General features: G+C 63.8%; 13 protein-coding genes. All 13 read right to left on the bottom strand.

The genetic code is table 11. The features are described 5' to 3' along the window. Positions 1 to 10 precede the first annotated feature (10 nt). On the bottom strand, positions 11 to 1927 hold the full coding sequence (locus HYZ11_00350) for an alginate lyase family protein (GenBank protein MBI3126038.1): 1917 nt from the start codon (positions 1925 to 1927) through the stop codon (positions 11 to 13). Positions 1928 to 1955: 28 nt separating this feature from the next. After that, positions 1956 to 3143 carry a sulfatase-like hydrolase/transferase gene (locus tag HYZ11_00345; GenBank protein MBI3126037.1) on the bottom strand — a complete coding sequence of 396 codons (1188 nt, stop codon included), beginning with the start codon at positions 3141 to 3143 and terminating at the stop codon, positions 1956 to 1958. Positions 3144 to 3160: 17 nt separating this feature from the next. Next, the gene (locus tag HYZ11_00340; GenBank protein ID MBI3126036.1) at positions 3161 to 4219 is read right to left on the bottom strand and encodes a methyltransferase domain-containing protein; all 1059 of its coding nucleotides are present in this window, start codon (positions 4217 to 4219) and stop codon (positions 3161 to 3163) included. Then, positions 4212 to 5474 (bottom strand): hypothetical protein, encoded by a 1263-nt coding sequence (locus tag HYZ11_00335; GenBank protein ID MBI3126035.1) that lies wholly within the window; start codon positions 5472 to 5474, stop codon positions 4212 to 4214. Before HYZ11_00335 ends, HYZ11_00340 begins: the two co-directional genes overlap by 8 nt. Positions 5475 to 5557: 83 nt before the next feature. After that, a complete protein-coding gene (locus tag HYZ11_00330) occupies positions 5558 to 6367 on the bottom strand; it encodes a phosphocholine cytidylyltransferase family protein (protein MBI3126034.1) in 810 nt (269 codons plus the stop codon). Between the two features lie 6 nt (positions 6368 to 6373). Further along, entirely contained in the window at positions 6374 to 7087 is a 714-nt protein-coding gene (locus tag HYZ11_00325; GenBank protein ID MBI3126033.1) for a gamma-glutamyl-gamma-aminobutyrate hydrolase family protein, read from the bottom strand. Further along, a complete protein-coding gene (locus tag HYZ11_00320) occupies positions 7087 to 9978 on the bottom strand; it encodes an adenylyltransferase/cytidyltransferase family protein (protein ID MBI3126032.1) in 2892 nt (963 codons plus the stop codon). The genes HYZ11_00325 and HYZ11_00320 overlap by 1 nt, the downstream gene beginning before the upstream one ends. A gap of 126 nt (positions 9979 to 10104) precedes the next feature. Then, positions 10105 to 11016, bottom strand: coding sequence for an NAD(P)-dependent oxidoreductase (locus HYZ11_00315; protein ID MBI3126031.1), 912 nt, complete (start codon positions 11014 to 11016; stop codon positions 10105 to 10107). Positions 11017 to 11032: 16 nt separating this feature from the next. After that, positions 11033 to 15511, bottom strand: coding sequence for an O-antigen ligase family protein (locus HYZ11_00310; protein MBI3126030.1), 4479 nt, complete (start codon positions 15509 to 15511; stop codon positions 11033 to 11035). Between the two features lie 276 nt (positions 15512 to 15787). Further along, positions 15788 to 16570, bottom strand: coding sequence for a cytidylyltransferase (locus HYZ11_00305; GenBank protein MBI3126029.1), 783 nt, complete (start codon positions 16568 to 16570; stop codon positions 15788 to 15790). Between the two features lie 60 nt (positions 16571 to 16630). Next, a complete protein-coding gene (locus HYZ11_00300) occupies positions 16631 to 17599 on the bottom strand; it encodes a phosphotransferase (GenBank protein MBI3126028.1) in 969 nt (322 codons plus the stop codon). Beyond that, complete coding sequence (locus HYZ11_00295; protein MBI3126027.1) at positions 17599 to 18360, bottom strand: class I SAM-dependent methyltransferase; 762 nt, start codon at positions 18358 to 18360, stop codon at positions 17599 to 17601. The genes HYZ11_00300 and HYZ11_00295 overlap by 1 nt, the downstream gene beginning before the upstream one ends. 166 nt (positions 18361 to 18526) lie before the next feature. Further along, complete coding sequence (locus HYZ11_00290) at positions 18527 to 20332, bottom strand: ABC transporter ATP-binding protein (GenBank protein MBI3126026.1); 1806 nt, start codon at positions 20330 to 20332, stop codon at positions 18527 to 18529. Between the last annotated feature and the right edge of the window lie 10 nt (positions 20333 to 20342).

The following is a 20342-nucleotide window of genomic DNA, read 5'->3' as shown; positions in this document are numbered from 1 at the left end:
TCTGCTCTCCTTACCCGATTTTCTCGAGGACGAATCGCCGCCTATCGGGGAGGCTCAACCGCCCGCGCCACGCAACCGTCCAGGATGACTGGAGCTCCCCGTAGCGGGGACTGAACCACCCCATGGGGGAGTGCCCCGCCTCCCCTCGGTGGAGGGAGAAGCTCCCCTCTTTCCTCGTGTCGACTGCTCCGCTGTCCGCCTCCTCCTCCCGGAGACGAAAGGCCCCCCCTCCGGGCACGGCACAGCGCAGCACCCCTCCGCCATCCCGCGAGACCTCGACCGCAGGATGGAAATGGAAGAACCGCTCGACGAGGTGGCAACCCGAACCGGTGATCTCGTCCTCCACCCGAAGGCCCGCGCCGCTCAGGCCGAGCACGCGCGTGACCGAGAGCCCCGGGGCGAGACGCCCGAAGCCCGGGCATCGGACGACCACCCGGACACCATCTTCCTTCTCCTCCGGGAGGACCGAGGCCGGGTGGTCGTAATAGCCGGGGAGCAGCGTGGGTGTGTAACCATTGTGGGCATGGACGACGGAGGGCTCGAGCCCGTCAACCATGAGCCCATTATGGGCCCGGGCGCTCCGCCCGTAGCGGCCAATCGGGCCGTCGATGTAAGTGGCCCGCCCGGGATCAACCAGCAGGGGCGTCCCCTCCCAGTAAAGGAGGAAACCCAAAAGGTCTGCGTGGCCGTGGGACCAGGGAGGAACGAGCCCAAGCGGGTTCGCATAGAGGAAAAGACGCCATTTCTTCCACGCGAGGCGATAATATCCGGCGTCCGAGAAAGCCTGAATCGGGCCGGCTTTCGGGGACGGGCAATCTTCCTCGTCGGCCATACGCTCCCGTGCCCTCCCTTCGGGGAAGAGAGAATGCCAGCCTGGACTGGCCGGACCCTCTATCGACTCAAGGCCGAGCAGCTCCGCCCCCAGCGCGGGCACACCAGCATGAAATGCGGGAGGGAAATCGGGTGAGACGTCGCCGATCAAGGGAAGGTCCACGCCCGCCCATAGGAAGCCCGTGCAGCGCGTCATCCCTTCGACCCGGCCGCGGAGTCCTTCAAACAGCTCATGGTCCCCGCTGGCCCGAGCGGCCCAAAGCACCTCCAAGAAGGACCGGCAAAGGAGAACATGATAGTGCGTGGAGCCCTCCCGGAGAAAACCCGAGGGGGCGAACATCTCCCGCGCGCCGTAGCGGAGGATCTCCCTCCCCACGTCCCCGAACCGGCCCTCGCCCAAGTAGAGGCCAGCGAGGTAGAGGGCGCGGGCGTCGTTGATGAGGTGGTTGTTGGTCGAAGCACCCCGGAGTTCCAGGTGGTGGAGGAGAAACCCTGGATGGGCCCGGAGACTCTCCTCGACCATCGCTGCCAGGGTCGAGGCGCGATCAATACCCCGCACCCGTGCCGCTGAGAGGAGGAAGATCCAGTGGACCGTCCGCTCCGCGACGGAGTAACTGTCCCAACCCTCCGCACCGTCACCGGATGGGAATGCCTCGATCCACCGCCCGGCCAGATCCAGGAGACGGCCGACTGTCCCCGGGGATGCACCCGCAGCCAGAAACGGGAGGACCCAGCCGAACCGGTGGGCCAGGAGCCGATCCTCGGGATCGTCGAACCAGCCCTCCCAGGGGGGCTTCCCTATCAGAGGGAGCTCCTGAGCATCTTCCCCCCCATTCCCGATGGGAAGGAAACCCAATGCGTGGAACCTATCGGACGAGTCTATTACCCCGCACGCGCCAGCCCTCTCCAGAGAGGAGAGCGCCGGAAAACCCGGCGGCTCAGCCACGCCGCCCGGAATCACGCCGCCCCGGATTGCCTGCCACGCCGCCCCAGCGAGCACACCTCGCCTCACGACGTAGCGGACGTAATTCCCCACCTCCCGCCGGTGATAGGGCGAGCCCACCGCCGCCGCGATGCCCCGAAAAATCCTTCTCAATGGCTCACCGCGCGGACGGGTTCCAGGGCTAGAGGAACTCGGCCATCTTCTGCCAAAGCTCTTGGACTTTATTGGGATGGACCGCGCGGAGGTTTTTCGTCTCGTGCGGGTCCTCGGCCAGGTCGTAGAGCTCCATGTGATTCGTCGTCGTGTTGTAGATGAGCTTCCACCGGCCGTCCGACACCGTCTTGACGTTGGCCGAGTCGGGCGAAGGATGCGGGCCCTCGACCCCCCCGGTCTCGCTGAAGGCGAGGCGGTCGCCGGACTCCTCCCTCCGGACGATCGGCATCAGGGAGCGCCCGCGCAGGGGCTTGTGTTTCTTCGAGGGGGCGACCCCGAGAAGGTCCATGAGGGTGGGGAGGAGGTCCACCGACCGGACCTGCGCCCGCGATTCGACCCCCTCGGGCAGAATTCCTCGGCAAGACAGGTACATCCAGACGCAGATGGTGTAGTTGTAGGCGTAGACCCCGTAGGCCTTCTCACCAGGTCGCTCACCTACGCCGCCCCCGTGGTCCGTCATCACGACAAGAAGGGTCTCGCGCCCCGGGTCTCGGGCGTCGATGGCCTCGAGAAGGCGCTCAAGGTGGACCGCCGCCTCATGAGCATACTTCCGGTAGCGCTCCTGGTTGCGCTCGATGTCGCCGAAGTACTCCGGATCGAAGGCATCGTAGCGCCGCAGGACGTCGCGGACGATGCCATGGTGGATCTCCCCGTAGTGCAAGTACAGGAAGAAGGGCCGGTCCTGGGAGAAGGCGGCATCGATCTCGCACAAATGGTTCTCCAGGATTCCGGTCTCCTCCTGCTCCGGGACAATCTTGAGCTCGTCGAAACCTCCGTGTGGAAAGAGGATCGGGCTGAAAGCATAGCCTCGGGTGTGGTAGCCCTCGTCCCTAAGGTACTCGGCGATGGTGTAGCAGCTCCGGCTGTCGTACTCGCTCGAGCGGGTGTAGCCGTCCACCCCGGTATCTCGCCCGTAGAGCCCGGTGTAGGTGGCGTGGAGGGAGGCCAGCGTGTAGGGGGCATAGGTCATGACGCGGGAGAAGAGCACTCCCCGGCGCTTCAGCGCCTCGAACACCGGGTGAACATCGCGCGCGTCGTTCCGGAACTGATCAATGAGGATCATGATCACGTTCGGCCGGATCTTCCCCGAAGGCTCTTTCACGAAGAGGGAGCGAACCTTCCCCCAGACGGAGCGGCTGCTGGAATTACCCGACAAGAAGGAACCTCCTTGACCTATTTCGTCGCCGAAATGTTGAGGGCGAAGCCAATCCCCCGGCCCGCCCACAGCTCGAAGCTGGTCTCGTTGCGCCAAGGGAACCCATACACTAGGACACCTCCCGGATTGTAGCCCGTCCGCCTGCCGGCCACCTTGCCGAGAAGCTTTCCGATGAGGGGGATTTGGTCGAAGGTGAAAGAACCCTTCCGGATGGACACGGTGCGGAACCGGGCGAACAAGCGTTCGATCTCACGCCCGGAGAACACTTCCGTCTTCGGGTTGTAAACGCGCTGCCGGCGGCTCGACATCCATTCGGTCGCCCGGCCCAGCCAGTCCCGGTTGCGGGAGGCACCTCCGAGGAGGATCCCCTTCACGGGGAAGAGGACACCCCGGTAGAGGAACGAGTTCTTCGCGTAGAGCATGACGACGGCTCTACCCTCCGGCTTCAAGGTCCGGTGGAGCTCCTCAACGGCGCGTCCGACGTACGGCGTGTGGTGGAGGACACCGTTCGAGTAGGCGATGTCGAAGAAGTCGTCCGGGAAAGGCAGCGCCGACGCGTCCCCCTGGAGGGCGAGGTCCTTCGGCGCACCGCCGAGGAGGTCGAGCTTCGCCGCCGTCGCCACCACGCGCTGGGGAGTAATATCGACCGAGAAAACCCGGGCACCGAGCCGGCTGAACAGGGCGCTGTGCCCCCCCGCGCCGCTTCCGACCTCTAGAACGCGCTTTCCCTCGAGGTCCCCCAACGGCATCTCGACGGCCGCTAAGTGCCGGCGGTGACGGAACATTTCAAGGAGGTCGTCCAGCCGAGAGAGGAGATCCGCCCGCCCCATCCGCTCGTCGTGCTCCCGGTAGGCCGCGTCGTAGAGCGCTCCCCAGAACTCGCGGACCCGGTCGTTGCGGCCATCCGCCTCCGGCAGGAGGGAGGGAATTCCGGCCTGCGCCGGGTAGGCCGCCCCGCACTCCTGGCAGCGGACGGCTTCCTCCCCTTCCTCCGCCTCCAGGGAGAATCCGCCGCGGCAGCGGGGGCAGCGGAGGCTTCCCCATCCGATCGCCTCGGCGAGGGACAGCCTAGTCATCGGCTCCCCGCCCGGAGAGGCGTTCCGGGGCGTGCCGCCGGAGGGCCTCGGCCAGGGTCTTCGCCACGATCCGGTTGGCCTTCGGGCTGTAGTGCCAGATGCGGAAGAGATCCCGGCCCGCGCCCGACGCGAGGAGGGGGGGAGCCAAATCGAGGGCAAGAAGGCGGGTGCCCGCCTCCTGCATGAACTCTTGATAGAAGGGCCGGCGGTTCCGGATGTACCAGAGGTCGTCCCGCATGGGCTGCACCATCAGCACCGGAAAGGTATCCACGCCCTTCGCGTAATCGACGAAGGCGTCCACCAGCCGCAACAGAATTTCCGTCGCCTGGCCGTCCCGGTACAGCGCCTCGAGCTGAAGCACGCCGCCCCCGTCCAGCCGCCCGTAGATGAGGGCGTCGAGCGCCTCCGCTGGCGCTCCCTTGTCCCCGAGGGCCCGCCGCGCCGCCTTAGCCCCGGCCAGCAGGAGGCTCGGCAACCGTGTGACGCAGGAGGCCAGGTACGGCGGCCGGAAGGCCTCGCGCTTGAAGCGCCGCTCGTAGAAGAAATCGTTTCGCCGAATCTCGGGGAGGAACTCCTCGAGGCGGAAGAACTTCTCCCGCTCGTCGATAGGATTGGGGATCAAGCGCAGCCGCCCGTTCTCGATCTCGAAGCGGGGCTTGAAGGCCAGGACATTTCCAAACTCATTATAATGCTTCCACACGCTCAGGTTGCGCGCGATCCCCTGCGGGACCATGGCGGCAACGGTGATGGGGGTGGGATTTCGGGGGAACTCCCGCTTCATTCGCAGGAGGGTCTGGTCCAGACCGTAGTTGCCCACCCCGAAGTTAAGTACGTTGCAGCCCAGTTCCTCCGCGAGATGCCACTGCCAGGTGTTCTCGTCCTCCACTTCCCGGCAAAAGGTGTAGGAGTCGCCGTAAGTCCCAATTTGGAGGGGGAGCCCCTCGTGGCCCGGGTTGGCGCGGGAACCCCGCGCGTCGATGGAGTACGGATACTTCCCCAAGTCCAATTTCGACGTGTTCGGCTTGCGAACCCATCCGAGCTCCGGATCGAAACCCGCGTCATAGAATTGATCCAGGAGACGAGCCGTAATGCGGGGCGTCTTTTCCCTGACCAGGGCCGCTCCCCGGCCGCTGAGGACCGCCACCAACGTCCGCGCGGCCAGCTCGGCCAGCACCAGGCCGATGACGATGAACGCCGCGGCTAGATAGCGGCCCGACGCGAGACAGAGCGCCAGCAAACCCGCGAGAACGAGCAAGAGGATGAATAAGGCCGCTCTTGCAGGCGAGGAAGCGTATTTCCAGGTTTCCAGGAACGGTGTCATGCGAAGGCCCGCAGGCCTCATCCTCCTTGTCCGCCCGGGGGCAGATCCATCAACCGGAAGAACTGGCCCAGTTCGCCCGTCTTGGCCGCCCGGCAGGTCTTCTCGTAGTCCTCAGTGGTGTCGAACTCGAGCCAGCCGCCCTCGATCAGGAGGGGATCCACCCGGTGCCCCCGGTCGATGATCTCCTGGAGGAGATCGGTCATGTAGCCCGTCTGGAACGACCTCGAGGACCGCCACGGCCGCCCCCAGTGCGCCGCCCGGGCGCTGTCGTATACCTCCTTCAGGGTGGACACCCCGCGGGCGGCGAACTTCAGCAGGCCGACGTAGCGGCCATCGATCTGCTCGATCGGAGGATCAGGGCGGCCGATGTCCACGATGCGCCCGTCGGGACCGAGGCCTAAGGACTCAGTATCCCGGGAAGGATCCCCGTAGCGGAACTCCCAGTAGGGGCGCCAGGCTTTGTCCACTGTCACGCCGATCTCGACCGCCGCGCTCATGATCTGGCGGAGCACCCGGTCCTCGAACAGCACATCGCCATAGGAAACCAGCACGTCGCCCTCCAGCTCCCCACGGGCGCACATCAGGGACTCCACCATGTTCGTGATCTCGTAGTCCTCGTTGACGTAGGGGATGGTGCCCGGAAGGTCTAGGCGGTCGGCTCGGTAACCCCCAACAACGATGATCCGACTGACGCCACAGCGCCGGTAGGTTTCCACTTGGCGCTCGACCAGGGATTTCCCCATAAACTGCAGCATCCCCTTGGGGAGATCCCGAGTGTACTCGCCGAGCCGTGTTCCTTTCCCCGCCGCGAGAATGATTGCCTTCACTAGAAACTAATCCTTTCCCCAATAAAGCTTACGGCCCCGAAAAGCCTCGATGAGGCACAAAGATACGGGGTCTTCCTGGGGCCGCCGCTCCGGGTGGAATTGAACCCCTGCAATAGGCAGAGCAGGATGAAACAGCCCCTCAATGATTCCTTCCTCCCGCTCGATGGCGAACGGCTTGAGTAGGGGGGCAACTCCTTCCGCGATGACGGCCTGGTTATGGTAGGAGTTGACCTCTGCCTCTGGGCGACCAAGGAAACGACTCATCCGCTCCTCGACGAAATCCACGGCGTGATCCTTCGCGGGAGGATGACCCTTTCGCCTGAGTTGTCGGGATACATCTTGAACAAGCCGGCCGCCGAAGTAGACATTGAGGAATTGCATGCCCCGGCAGATGGCCAGGACGGGAATCCTCCTCCGGACCGCGAGGTCCAGAAGGGCGCGTTCCGTCCGGTCCCGGGCGGGTGAGACATCGGTCTCCCGAAGGGCTTTTTCTCCGTACTCGGCAGGGCATACGTCATTCCCTCCCGTGAGCACCACCCCGTCGATCGGGCGGCTTGCTTTGAGATATGAGGCCGGATCCCGGAGCGCGTTCGGCACAGGGAGGGGAAGGACGCCGTTCCGCTCCAGGAATTCCACGTAGGAGTTCTCCAGGGCATCCCGGGTGTCACCGTGCGGCCCCACGACTTGGCGCTGGGAGATGAAGACCCACATGGTTGCCATCAGATCGCCCGCACCTGCCCGGTCCCGCAATCGAGCACTGCGGCATCCGCCGCCAGAAGGCTCCGGTAAATCGTCTCGCCGCACCCGATGGCGGCCGGGATGTCGAACTCTGCGCAGCGGATCGCCATGTGGGAGGCCACGCCTCCGTACTTCGTGACGAGCCCCGCAATCGATTTCGTGAAGATCCAGTCGTATCCCGGATCCGCCTTCTCCAGGAGGACGATCTTCTTCTCCAGGTTCTCGTCCCTCACGTGCCCGTGCGGCCCGATGCGGGCGAGCTGCCCCCAGACCCGCCGGCGGGTGATGAAATTGGGCTTGGACCGGAAGTGCCGAACCACCTCCAGGTCCCCCTCAGAGAAAACCAAGGCGGGCAAGGACAACGAGCTTTGAACCGCCCTGCGCTTCTGGTTCCGCTCGATGGCTTCCGCCCACAGCTTCCGGATCGAATCCCGCCCGGTCATCTGGCTGGCCTGCCGGATCGCGTCCACATCCAGGTGAGAGAGGGCGTCGCGGTCCAGGCCGAGGGATTCGCCCGCCCGGGCCGTGAGCTCGAGAGCCTCGCTCAGGCTTTTTGTGAACTCGAACTTGATTCGCTCCCGCCCCTCCAGCGAGGCCCGGATGAACCCGAATAGCCCCTCCGAGTCGCAGCCGAGCCGGTGCCGCGAGAGGACCGCGTCCAGCCGCGCCCGGGCCCCGCGGGAGAGTGCGAACGGCCTCGAGGCCTTGGCTTGGGCAGGGTGGGAGCCCGCGATTTCCTCAAAAAGCGCGCCCCCATCGTATCGCGGCGAGCATATGTCATAGGTCCCCGGGCGCAAATGCCCATACTTGATCAGAAATTCCCTCTTGCCCAAAACACCCGCCCCGAGCGCCCTGAAGTCCTCTGCCATCTCTTTGGCGACCGTCCGGACATGATCCATGAACTCCTCGCGGACGTCCTCATCGACATAACCGGCTTCGATCGCGCTGCGGAGGAGAGAGGAAGCCATGAAAGCCAGCCGGGCGACCCGGGAGAAGGGAAGCGTCCCCCAACGCTTGCAGTCGTGGAGAAGGGCGACCACGGCCGCCGAGAGCTTCTCCGCTCCGGCGGCGTCTTTGCCCGGCGAGTGGACGGCAGAAATGATGAGCGCCCGTCTTTCCTCGAGTCGGCGGCAATCCTCCTCGGCTGAACGAAGGTGCCTAGGCGCTTTTTCGAGGGCGGCGGAAGTGAGCTCGTGGAGAGCCTTCCGAAGCGTTTCCCGGTCGCTTTTCCTGATACCCGCCCGCTCCAACCTCTTCAGCCGACGGTCCAGCGTGAAATGATAACAGTTGTCCACAATCTCGAACTCCACCTTGTCGTGGAGCTCGGGTCGCTCACGAAGCAGATTGAGATAGTGTTGGACGCTCTTCCCCCGGAGGCCAGCGGGCAGACCCGCGGGAAGAAGGGCATTGAACGTAACGCGAAGATCAATGTATGGCTTTCCGCCCAACTCAACGAGAAGGGGCGCGCCCCCGACATCGCTATAACCGAGCGGAAGGAGGGCCTGGTTCCAGATCCGGTCCGTGATAAGGTGCCGGTAGAGAGAAACGGCGAGGGCCGTGGGGAAGTCTCCAATCATCTCCGCCGGATTCCAGAAGGCCATGTCGCTGTAGGCGGTTGTCCGGCCGGCTAGACGGGAGACGGGACGAGCCCATTTCCGAAAATCCTTCTTTGCGCGCGCAAGGGAAGCGGCCACCGCTTCCGCAGGAGCGTGATGGTTCTCCTTCGACAACACGAGAGGGCGCACCTGGAAGACCGACACCTCTCCCCGCCCGGCGATTCCAAACTCGATGTCCAAGGGGGTTCCCGGGATGACCTCCTCCAGCTCGCGAACGGCCTCCAGGAGAGGGCGCCACTCGCGCGGGCAGCCATCGGGTCCGCACATACGGAAGATTTCAATACTGTCCGATTCGTGACCTCCCGTGACGGTCTCGGTATTCCCGGTTCTGTTGTCGTAGTTGATGACGTAATAAGGCGCGCCGCTCCGGGGATTGCAGGTGAATATGACACCGCTGCACCGGACGCCCTCCACGCACGGCTGGACAAGAACCTGGTTGGCCGGATTCAGGTTCGCTTTTTCGCGGTAGGAACCCAGGACGCTCTCGACGGCCCTGCGCAGGGACGCGTCAGCAAGTGAAACGTTCAGCTCGCTGCGATAGGAACCTGCCTGGGAAGTGTGGTAGGTGTCCTCGTTCACCGCCGAGCTTCGCACAACGACGGGGCCGGGGGCGAACTCCGACCGAATCCGCCTCAGGATGTCAGCCGCGTTCTCTTGCCACTCGCTGGCCCGGAAAATGAACATCTGCTCAATCCGGGACTTCCGCAAGAGGGGACAGAGGGACTTCAGGGTGTTGGCCTTGGTGGACATGATGAAGTGCTTCGGGCCGCCGTCGAATACTTCGATATCGCCGACGCGGAAGTGCTCTGTGAATTGTTCGTAGTAGAAATGGGCCTCCCCGGTTTGCCGTGCGAGAGAAGCCCGCACTTGGGAATCCGAGAGGCGCCGGTAGTACTCCGGCTGAAAAACGCGCCCGCCGACGGACTCCACGTATTCGCGGCCCGGAATCGCCGACCAATCGTTCCCGTGGACAAGGACAAGCTCGGCGGTGGGAAACTCGCGGTGAATTTTCCGCAGGTTTTCTGTCGGGTCTTTCTGATCCTGGATCATCACGCGGTCGACACATTTGATGCTCGAGATGAGCGCGACCCGCTCCTCGAGGTTCGTGATCGGCCTCGGCCGGTAGCTCTCCGCCGCCCCGTCGGTGAGGACGCCGCAGATGTGCAGGTCGCCGAGGGACTTGGCCGTCTGGAGGAGTTGCAGATGGCCGTAGTGGAAAAGGTCGGCCACCACGAAGCTATACACCACTTTCTTCACGGATCGCCTCGAAATACGCGACTGCCGCCGGGAAGGACGGGGCGCGCGACGCTTCTCCAGTGTGGGAACGCGGCACCTGGGAAATAGGGCACCGGAGCGCCAGGCGGTCCCCGGCGCGGGGTTCTCTTAGTGACTGTCATCCTTACTTGGAAGAGTCTCCGCGCGCTCGGATTCGATCTGCTCGTAGATTTCGCGCAGGCACTCGAGAAGCCCCTGCCCCATCTCCACATATTTGTTGGAAGTGAGCTTGTGGCCGATCTTGGGCTCGAAAGTGTACGGGGTCATCCGGTAGTGTGCCTCGTTCTCCTTGCCGGTGAATTCCACCTCGATGTCGCCCCCGAGAATCTCGCTGAGGAGCTCGAGGAGCTGCCGGAAACGCAAGGGATAAGCGCCGGTGATGATGACGTGTTCGTTCCGGAACTCCTCCGAGAGCGCCTGGACGCACAGGCGGGCAGCGTCCCGGACGCTGACGTACTCACGAAGCTCCTCTCCCGTCCCGTCGCAGCGGACCCGCCTCTCGCTCAGCGCCTGGCGAAGATACCTGTAGATGCTATTGCGCCTGTCGGCGCGGCGTCCGTAGAGGGTGCCAAACCGGACAATGGTGAAGTCCAGTCCAAAGTGCTTTTGATACTCCTCGACGTAGAGCTCGGCGGCCTGCTTGCTGCACCGGTAGAAACCGCCCCGGTTGCTGTAGACGTAGATCGTGCTCGCGTGCATGTAGCGGCGGACGCTCGCGTCCCGGCAGGCTTCCAGAAGGTTCACCGTGCCCAGGACGTTCTGGCGGACGGTTTCCAGAGCCTGCACGCGCGCTTCATCAAGATCAGCAATGCCGGCGAAATTGCAGACGATGTCCTGGCCCGACACGGCTTCCCTGACCTGATCCCCGTCGAGAATGTCCCCGAGGAACATTTCCTGCCCCTTGGCCAGGTAGGGAGACGGGCGCCGGTCGAACACCCGCACCTGATGGCCCCCTTCGAGGAGAGCATCCGCCAAGTGGCTGCCAACGAATCCAGAACCGCCGATGACAACCGCTTTCATGTTGCGCCCAACCTTCTCATGCCTCCATCTCCGCGGAGGCCTCTCTTCTTCTCGAAAGGGCCGCGGCGGCGAGCACCCAGAACAAGAGGTTGTAGCGAGCGATCATCAGCGTGTCTTCCACCAGCGAAGAAATAAGGACCGCCAGGAGAGCCATCCCCAGGAAACCGCACCACCGGGTTCCGTCCGTCTTCCAGCAGGAGAAAATTTCGATGCCCAAAATGACCAGCAGGCTGCAAAGGGCGAGGAGGCCCAGAAGCCCTCGTTCCACGAAAACGAGCAAGTAGACGCTGTGCGCCGATAGGCTTGGGTCCACGTGGCGGCCCCAACCGTCCACATGGAGCTTCCAGCCAGCCGGCATGTCGTTTTCGAGGCCGCCGGAAGCGGCGCCCGGCCGGCGGGTTTCGGGCCAACTCGACGAACGGGCAGTAGCCACTGCGGAAAAGTCGAAATCCAGCCGGTTGAATCGGACCGGCCCGCCACCCCTCTCCACCGCTACCCCCGCCCGCCACCCACGGAGGAGCGACTTCAAACCCTGGGAATCGCCTCCGTCCTCTCCCACGACAGTCCTCGGGGTCAAACCGGCCAGGGAGGACCTACCGCTGCCCGGCGCGGAAGGTATCAAGATCGACATGAGCCGGGAAAACGCCTCTTTCCCCAGCCCCAAACCGGCGGCTTCATTCTTTCGATACCGATTCATGGGGATAACAGGGACAGGCCTTACCCCTGCCTTGGAAAAGACGGGCAGGGGAAGACGGCGGCTCTCCGGCATCAGTCCCACGATGGAATCACCATTGTCGTAGAAGACACCGTCAATCTGAATCGGGGTGCTCCCGGCGCCGGCTTCAATAAGAAGCATGAGATCACGGGCATCGGGCCTGACGCGCCCTCTCGCCTGCAGGAAGTGCCATCGTCCATCCCTGGGAAGAGACTCGCTCGAATACGAAGCGGGGCCCGCCTCAAGGCGGAGGCGGACCCTGGGCTCGCCGCCGGGGGAGGTCGGGCCTTCCGCCTTGACCCACGCTCCGGCGGCGACCTCCTCCCGTCGCGCCGCCGCAGCGCTGCCCTTCAGGAATTCTCCGAGGTCGTATTCCAAGCCAAGCGGGGCTCCAAGAAAGAGGATTCCCGGCCGCTCCTCCACCTCGCCGCGTCCCGCAAGCGCCTCAAGAGACACGATCGGCCTCGGGTCGCCCAGGGTTCTCGCCCAGTCCTCCGGAAGGCTCTGCCTGCCACCCGAATTCAGGAGAACGATGGATGTCCCGTCGAAAAAGAACAGGCCGCCGAGCTGGACCGGGCCGCTCCCTTCGGCCGCCTCGAGTTCGATGCGCAAAAGCTTTTCCTCTGGAGAGGTTTTGCCTCGTGCCGCCAAAAACTGCCACTGGTTCGTCCCGGCATGGAAATCGCTGTAGTAGACACTGGAGCCCGTGGTCACCCGGAGCCGGATCTTGCGCCCGCGCCCAGGGAGAGTCGGCGCCGCCGTTTGGACCCAAGCCCCCGCCGCCACCTCCCCGCCGCGGCCGAACGCCGGATTCCACCTCCATAAGTCACTGAGGTCGAACTGGAGGGCGAGAGGGGAACCAAAGAAACCGATCCCAGCCGGGGCCCCCCCCTCAGTCCCCGCAGAAGAGGCGGGAGTCCTTGGACCGCCCCCCGTTCCCGCCCATTCCGCCGGGGGGGCCTGGCGCCCATACGGCTTCAGCCGAATGATGGATATTCCATCATGGAAGAAGACGCTGCCAATTTCGGCCGACGGACCCCTAGCTTTCTCCGATTCGATGTCCAATACCGCCCCTTTGGTTCCCGGCGCGGCTTTCGCAACCGCCGACAAAAACTGCCATTGGCCGTTTCCAGAATGGTAAGCGCTGTAATAGGAAATTCCGCCGGTGACGAGTTGAAGCCGTACATCTTGGCGCCGGCTCCTGATCCAGGCACCCGCCCTTATCTCCCCTCCGGCGGCAAGCCCGGGGATTCTGAGATAGAACCTCGCCTCAAAGGGGGCGCCCTGGACTAGAAACCTCGGGTGGTCCTCCCTGCCGAAGCGCTTCGCGTACTCATCGAGGCTAAGAACCGGCCTTACATTTTTTTCTCTCGAGCTCACCCAATCCGCCGGAGGGGCCTGACGCCCATCCGGCGTAAACCGGATGATCGATGTCCCGTCCCGGACGAAGACTTCGCCGATCTCGGCCGGAGAGCTTCCTCCCGCCACTTCGACATCCAAGATCATCTCCCGGGTGTCCGGCCCCACCTTCGCGATTGCGGACAGAAATTGCCACCGGCCGTCCCCAGAATAATAATCGCTGTAATAATTGCTGTAACGGGAGTTTTGGCCGGTCACGAGCTGAAGCCGGACCTTGCGGCCTTCCTCCCGGGCGCTCGGCCTTCCCGCCCGAATCCACGCCCCCACGGCCACCTCTCCTCCCTCGGGAAAAAAATCTTTCCGTCTCAAGAGGTGCGTGAGATAGAACCTCGCCTCTAGCTCTAGCGGCCCCCCCCGCAAGCGCATACTTGCACGCACCTCCCCGCCGGAGCGCCGGGCGAATTCGCCGACGGGGACGACCGGCCTCACTCCCGTAATGGCCCTAATGGGCCAATCGGCAGGAGGCGCTTGTCCTTCCCCCGGAGTCAGCTTCACAACGGCTTCCCCGTCGTCAAAGAAGATCCCATCGACTTGCACCGGCGGGCTTCCGTCTCCGATGTTCACATCGAGAAGGAGACCCTCTTCATTCCCGCCGACCTTTCCATTAACGGAGAGAAACCTCCACTGGCCATCCCCAGGATGATAATCGCCATGATATGACCGGACTCCGCCCGTGATTTGAAGCCTAACTTTGCCCCAGGCGTCCTGGCTACCCGTTCCGCCGACCTTGATCCAGGCCCCCGCGGCCACCGCCTTTCCTTTGAGAAGGTCCGTGTTTCCCTTCAAGATACTCTTGAGGTTAAAGCGCAACTCGGTGGGAGCGCCCCGAAGAAGGATTCCCGAAAGTTCTCCATCCCGGCCGGGAGCTTCGACCACGGATAAGCCTGAACGTACCGAGGGGAACGACCATCCTTCATAATTCCTGATTTGATATGGAACATGAGCCGTCAGAACTTCCTCCTCGCCTTTTCCTCCGTGATAGGGAGAAAAAAGGTACCTTCCCCCGTCAAAAATGAACAACCGGACTTTGCCGGGATACTCGGCCTTAATTCGCGCACTGGCGGAAATCCCAGCCAGCATGGTAGAAGTATGGCCCTCCCTTTTCGTCCAGCCGGCATTTACCATGTCATACTCGAGGCGGACCGCCCCTGCCTTTCCCGCAGTGAGGGTCACGCCCCCCTCCCCTGGCCGGAGGATGGTCCGTATCATGGGATCGCTCAGCATCCGCCTCCACTCGAGCCGGTCGTCCGGCTTGATCTTCGACTCCCCTTTCCGGAAGACGGCCGCGAAACTGCCGGGGCCCGCGCCAAAAAAGAATTTCTCCCAGATTTCCGGAATGACCGTCTTGTACACATAGGCCCGCACCAAATACGAATTCCCTCTCTCCAGTTTGGGCAGCCCCCAGACCCAGAACGCTGCGAGCAAGACGAGAAATCCGGCGCCCGAAATCCAGCGGAGACGAGATGAGAGGCCCACCAGCAAAAAGGTGAGGACCAGAATCGAGGAAACGATAAGCATGCCGGCCAGGCTCCGCGAAACCATGACCGTGACCAGGCCGCAGACCACGGTCCAAGCGCACGCGAGCCGGCCATGCCGGGAGGGATGCGCCAGGAAACCGAATGCCAGGACCAGGACCACCCCTACGAACACCGCGTAGTAGTTGGGATGGACGATCGTGGAAAACAACGGGAGGCTGGGGAATTGATCCATGCCGGGCAGAAGAGCGAGCCGGGGGGGGCGGATGCCCATCGATTGGCTGATGACCTGCGCCGCGGCTCCCAGGAGGACGAGCGCGCCACTCAGGACAAGCGCCCACATGAGCCGGGAAAAGAGCTCCTTTTCCCTTGACAGAACATCGAAGGCCGCGACGAAGAACAAGGCGGAGAGGCTAGGCTCCAGGATGTCCAGGGGTGAGATGCCGCTCCCCCCCGCCCATGAGAGGGCCGCGCTCGCCGCCAGGAGGAACAATACCGCCGACCAGGCGAAGCCGGCCCGCCATTCCCAGAAGTAGCGGCGGAGCGTCCCCGGACGGAGATACCTTGCCGCCCAGACGAAAGAAAATGCGACGATGAACACCTTATCGAAGGCGATATTGAGCCGGCCCCACGGAAGGAGAAACTGTATGGACAACAAGGGAACGGCGAACATCCCGGCGACGAGGGCCCAGCCGAGATCCAGGATCGAGAGGAGCACGATCCCGGCGCAGGCGAGGAACAAAAGGCCGTAAACGCCCGCGTCGAGCCCCATGGCCCCGAAACCGGCCATCAATACGAGGAAGCAGACCCCGCCCGCCGCCAAAAACCAGTCCCATGGCATGGGAAGCCGGAACGGCAGGACGAAGGCTCTGTTTGCACGCTCCACTATGCTATCCCCACAATTCCCGAAGGAGACGCGATGCACGGATCGTCCGGAAAGAGCGCGCCGGGAACCGTCCTCTCGCCGGCGGCGTTCCACGTATCATTTTCGATTGCCCATGCATCGAATCCCGGCCGATGGCGACCAGGAATGAGCCCGGAAAAGAACACAAAGGACCTTCACCGGGCGAACCTCTAGAAAACCCCGGACTCGGGGGACCCCCCAGGGGCAGACTCCCTCCTGGAGCCCGTCCGTCGGAGTGCTTCCCGCCCTGGAGGCGCCTCACTTCGCCGCCTTGCGCTCCCCTGTTTCGTTAAAACCGTGCCGGATGAGCCAGTACTCGACGAGGGGCATCTGCCACTCCTGGTCCACGTCCAGGCCGCCCCATTGCTTGAGCGGATATATCTTGCGACCCATCCACTTCTGGGGGAGGAGGCCGTCCGCGATGTTCTCCAGGCAGCGCGGGCGCACGATGGAGACGCTCATGTCGGCGAACCAGGCGTCCCCCTGGGAGTCCCGATCGCAGTTCATGGTGGCCGGGTCGCCGAACGCCTCGAGGGGAACGAATGGATGGAGGAGGCCGTCTTGTCCAATCCGGCGCGCCCTAAGGGGGCTCCACATGTTGTAGCAGGAGACCGTGACCGCCGAGTCGTAGGAAGGGTTCTCCCTCAGCACCCGGACCCCTTCATCTATGGTCTCGGGCAAGATGGTGGCGGCGTTGCAGAACAGCAGCACCACGATTTCGACCTCCCGGCCCGCCTCCCGTTCCCGGTCGCGGATGACCTTGTAGCCGTGCACATAGGCGTCCTCCCCGAGGGCCTCTTTCGTGGCGAGCTCGGGCGGGCGGACGATAACCTCGGCCCCCAGCCCCCGCGCCAGCGCCATCAGGTCCTCGTCGTCGGTCGAAAGGTAGAGGCAATCGACCGCGGCCGCGTCCAAAGCCGCCTTCATCGGATAGTAAGCCAGCGGCTTGCCCAGGACGGGATATGTATTCTTGCCCGGGAAGCCGGTGCTCCCCTTCCTCCCCAGGAGCAAGGCGGCGACGGCTTTGCCTTTCGATGCCATCCGATTGCCTCCGATCATTCAACGGGCATTCACCGGACGGTTGCCGCCCGGGATACGCTCTCAAGTCCCTTGGCCGGATACCAGGGCGGGCACATTCAGGAATGAATCCAGGTTCCGGCTGTCAAACCGGCCCCCTTCCGCCATGGACCGCAGGGAAGGCGCCAGCATTCCATGGGCTTGCGACTGGCGAATGCTCAAGTTCCGGGGATAGCGGGCGTGGGCGAACAGAAGCCATGAAAAGACGCGCTTCGCCCACTCGCGGGTCATCTCGCACAACATGGCCTCCGGGCCCACGAAGTCCCGCCAGTTCCGCCGGAAGCCCGGGAGGAAGCCGTCGTCCCCGTGAAGAAGCCCCTGGGCCAGCCACCATTCCATCCACATCCACGCCAAGTCGAACGCGATGGGCCCACGCGCCACCGTTTCGTAGTCGATAAATACGAGCCTTCCGTCGCTGACCAGGAGGTTCTCGAAATGCAGGTCGCCCAGGATCAGGCCCCTCTCGGAAGACTCCAGGATTCGCCGCGCCACCTCGGGAGGTTCCGTATATCCACGCCCAAACTTCATCTTGAGCGACAAGGCCTCCACCGACCAGAGCGGATTCAGCCACGCGAAGGTCAAGATGCAATGCTTGGCCTTGCGAAGGTCGGAGATGGAGAACCACGTATGCCAAAGGTCGTTCTCCGACATCCGCGTTTCGCTCACGCCCTGAGGATCCGCACTCCAAAGAACGCGCAATTGTTCCCAGAACTCCCCCCATTCATCGGGAGAAGGGAGGGTGATCTGAGATTTTTGGAAGCCATAGGCCCAGACCAACGGAACGCCCGGGATGAACTCCTTCTCCAGGCGCTCGGGATGGACGAGCCGGGACCAGGAGACGGCGAACCGGCCCATCGCTTCGTGAATGGCCTGCCAGCCCTCCTGCTGCCACCGGAGGCGCTCCTTGCCCTCATCGGACTTCGTCTCGCGGACACAGACCCCAGGCTCTCCCTCTTTCTGGAAGATCGTGTATCCGCTTCTCTTCCTGATCATCATGGGATGGCCATGAAGAGCGCCCGGGTCTTCTTCTGATCGCGATGCGAGTCGGCCAGGGTTTCGCCCAGCTTCTCGATCCTCGAAAAACCCTGCTTCAACAGGAACTCCTTCGCCCAATTCTGCGGGTCGGCGCCCATCTCGGGGATTTGCCAGCCGGGACGCTGCGTGTATTCGTCGGATTGGGCAACCTCGAAGAACAGCGCTCGCTTGACCTTCGCGTGAATGAGCCTCAAAAGCTCCGCGCACCATTCCAGCCCGTTCGCATCCATCAGGTGGTGCATCACCGAAAGGCACAAGACCACGTCGACTTCGGGCATCTTCCGGATCAGATCGTGAGAGATATCCTCCTTCACGAAAGCCGCGTCCCGCGGCTCGTCGACGATGCACTTGCACCAGCAGGCGTAAAGGACGGGCCAGAAGTTGTCCACGCCCACCGCCATGATTCCCTGCTTCGCCATCTGAAAGACGAAATACCCCTCGGCCGAGCCGAGATCGACGGCCGTCTTGGAGTCCGCGGGAAGATGTTTCCTTATCAGCTCCCATCGCTTCTCCGTCTCGCGGGAGGTCCCTCTCCAGCTTCGGACTTTCCCCCCGATCTCCACAGGGTGGTACGTGCCGTTGGTGAGGAAGTAGACGGCTGTGCTGAGGTTCACGAGGAAGCGGGCCACCGCTCGGCCCGGCCGCCGGACGCACTCGATGACGAACTTGGCCCGGGCCCTCCTCGTCAGGGAGGCCACGCCGCTGAGTTGGGCTACCATTCCGCAGTGACTCCTTCCATTCACGAGAGCTGAAAGCCCACCGGCGAGGGCATCGCCGCCGGGCCGGAATGTTTTGTTGGATACGGGCCCAGGAGACCTTGATTCGGGCATGACTTCCCGGGATGGCCCCGGGGCGCCACGCCCTCCCCAAGAACGCGGGGCGCGCTCAGCGCGCCGCCTCCGCCCGGTCCCTCGCCTGTACGGTCTGCAGATGCCAGTTCTTCGAGTAGGCCCCGCCGCTCGCGAGCAGGGAGCGGTGCGTGCCGACCTCGGCGATCCGGCCGCCTTCCAGGAGGATGATCTGATCCGCGTCGGCCACCGTGGAGAGCCGGTGGGCGATGATCAGGATGGTCTTCTTCCCTCGGAACTGGCCGATCGCCTCCTGGATCAGCCGCTCCGAGGCGCTGTCGAGCGCGCTCGTGGCCTCGTCCAGGACGAGCAGCTTGGGGTCGCGGATGAGCGCCCGCGCCAGGGCGATGCGCTGCTTCTGGCCTCCCGAGAGCGCCACCCCCCGGTCGCCCACCACCGTCTCGTAGCCCTTCGGGAGCTCCATGACGAATGCGTGGGCGTTCGCCATCCGGGCGGCCGCCTCGACCTCCTCCTGGCCCGCGTCCGGCTTGCCGTAGCGGATGTTGTCGCCGACGGAGGCGTTGAAGAGGAAGGGCTCCTGCTCGACCACGCCCACTCGCTCAAGCCACCTGCCCCGGTCGAGCTCCTGCAGGTCCCGCCCGCCGACGGTGATGCGCCCCCGGCTGGGAGCCTGGTGGCGGAGGAGGAGGTCGGCGATGGTCGTCTTCCCCGCCCCCGAGGAGCCCACGAGGGCGGCCGTCCGGTTTTCGCCGATCTCGATGCTCACGCCCGCCAGGGCCGGCTCCTCGCGCGTCTCGTAGCGGAACCAGACGTCCTCGAAGCGGATGGCCCCGGAGGGAATCTCCGGATCGCCGGTCCGCTCGGGCACCTCGACGCCGGTGGCCTCGATGAACTCATGCACCTTGATGAAGTGCGGGAGATACTGGAGGATCTCCAGTATCTCGTTGTAGACCTGCTTGAACTTCGGCGCCAGCCGGCTGAACACGATGAAGAACGTGAGGAGCGGGGCGAATGGAACCTTCAGGACGGTGACGGAGATGACCATCAGGACGACGACGAGGGCGGTGGAAAACGGCTCGATGAACAGGTTGGCGATCACCTTGTTCCGCATCACCGCAATCGCCATCTGGCGGAAGCTCCAGATGATTCCGTCGAACTCCTCGATGTGGCTCTCTTCCCGGCGGAAGGACTTCACGGTCCGCATCCCGGAGATGGTCTGCTGCAGATAGGATACGATCTTGTCCATTACCGCCTTGGCGTCCTCCCCGATGTCGAACGCGACCCGGAAGCGGGGGACGATGAAGCAGTAGGAGATGCCGGAGAGGACGAGCGCGGTGAGCGTCAGCGGCACCGAGATGATGAGCTGGAGCCCGAAGTAAATCACAAGGGAGAGGATCCCGGAGACGATGCGCACGGAGGAGTCGGCGAGGGAGCCGGCGAAGATGGTTGAATTGTGCGCCGTGGAGATCATGTCTCCAGTCGTCCTCTGGTAGAAAAACGACATCGGCGCCCGCATCATCCCGCCGAATATCTTCCCGCACAGGTGGTACCGCACGGTCGAGCTCAGGTACCTTCCGATGTAATCCAGGAGGCCCTGCAGGGCGAACTTGACGGCCATGACCGCGCTGAACAAGGCCACCAAGGTGAGGAACGTGTAGTTCAGGCCAAGAAACGAGATGGCGGCCGCGCTGTACTGGCTGAAGATGTCCCGGCCCGGCCCCTGGTCGCCGTCCTGCATCACCGTGAGGATGGGGACGAGCATGCCGAGGCCGAATCCCTCCACGAGGGACATGACCAGCATCATCCCCACCGCCATGAGCATCACCCCGGCGAACGGCCGGAGGTGGGGCAGGATGACCCGAAAGGAGCGAAAAATATTCATGAACGGCCTC

The sequence above is a fragment of the Candidatus Tectomicrobia bacterium genome, assembly GCA_016192135.1.
Lineage (GTDB): Bacteria > UBA8248 > UBA8248 > UBA8248 > UBA8248 > 2-12-FULL-69-37.
The sequence above is the reverse complement of the archived record's forward strand: the minus strand, read 5'-3'. Positions and strand labels throughout refer to the sequence as shown.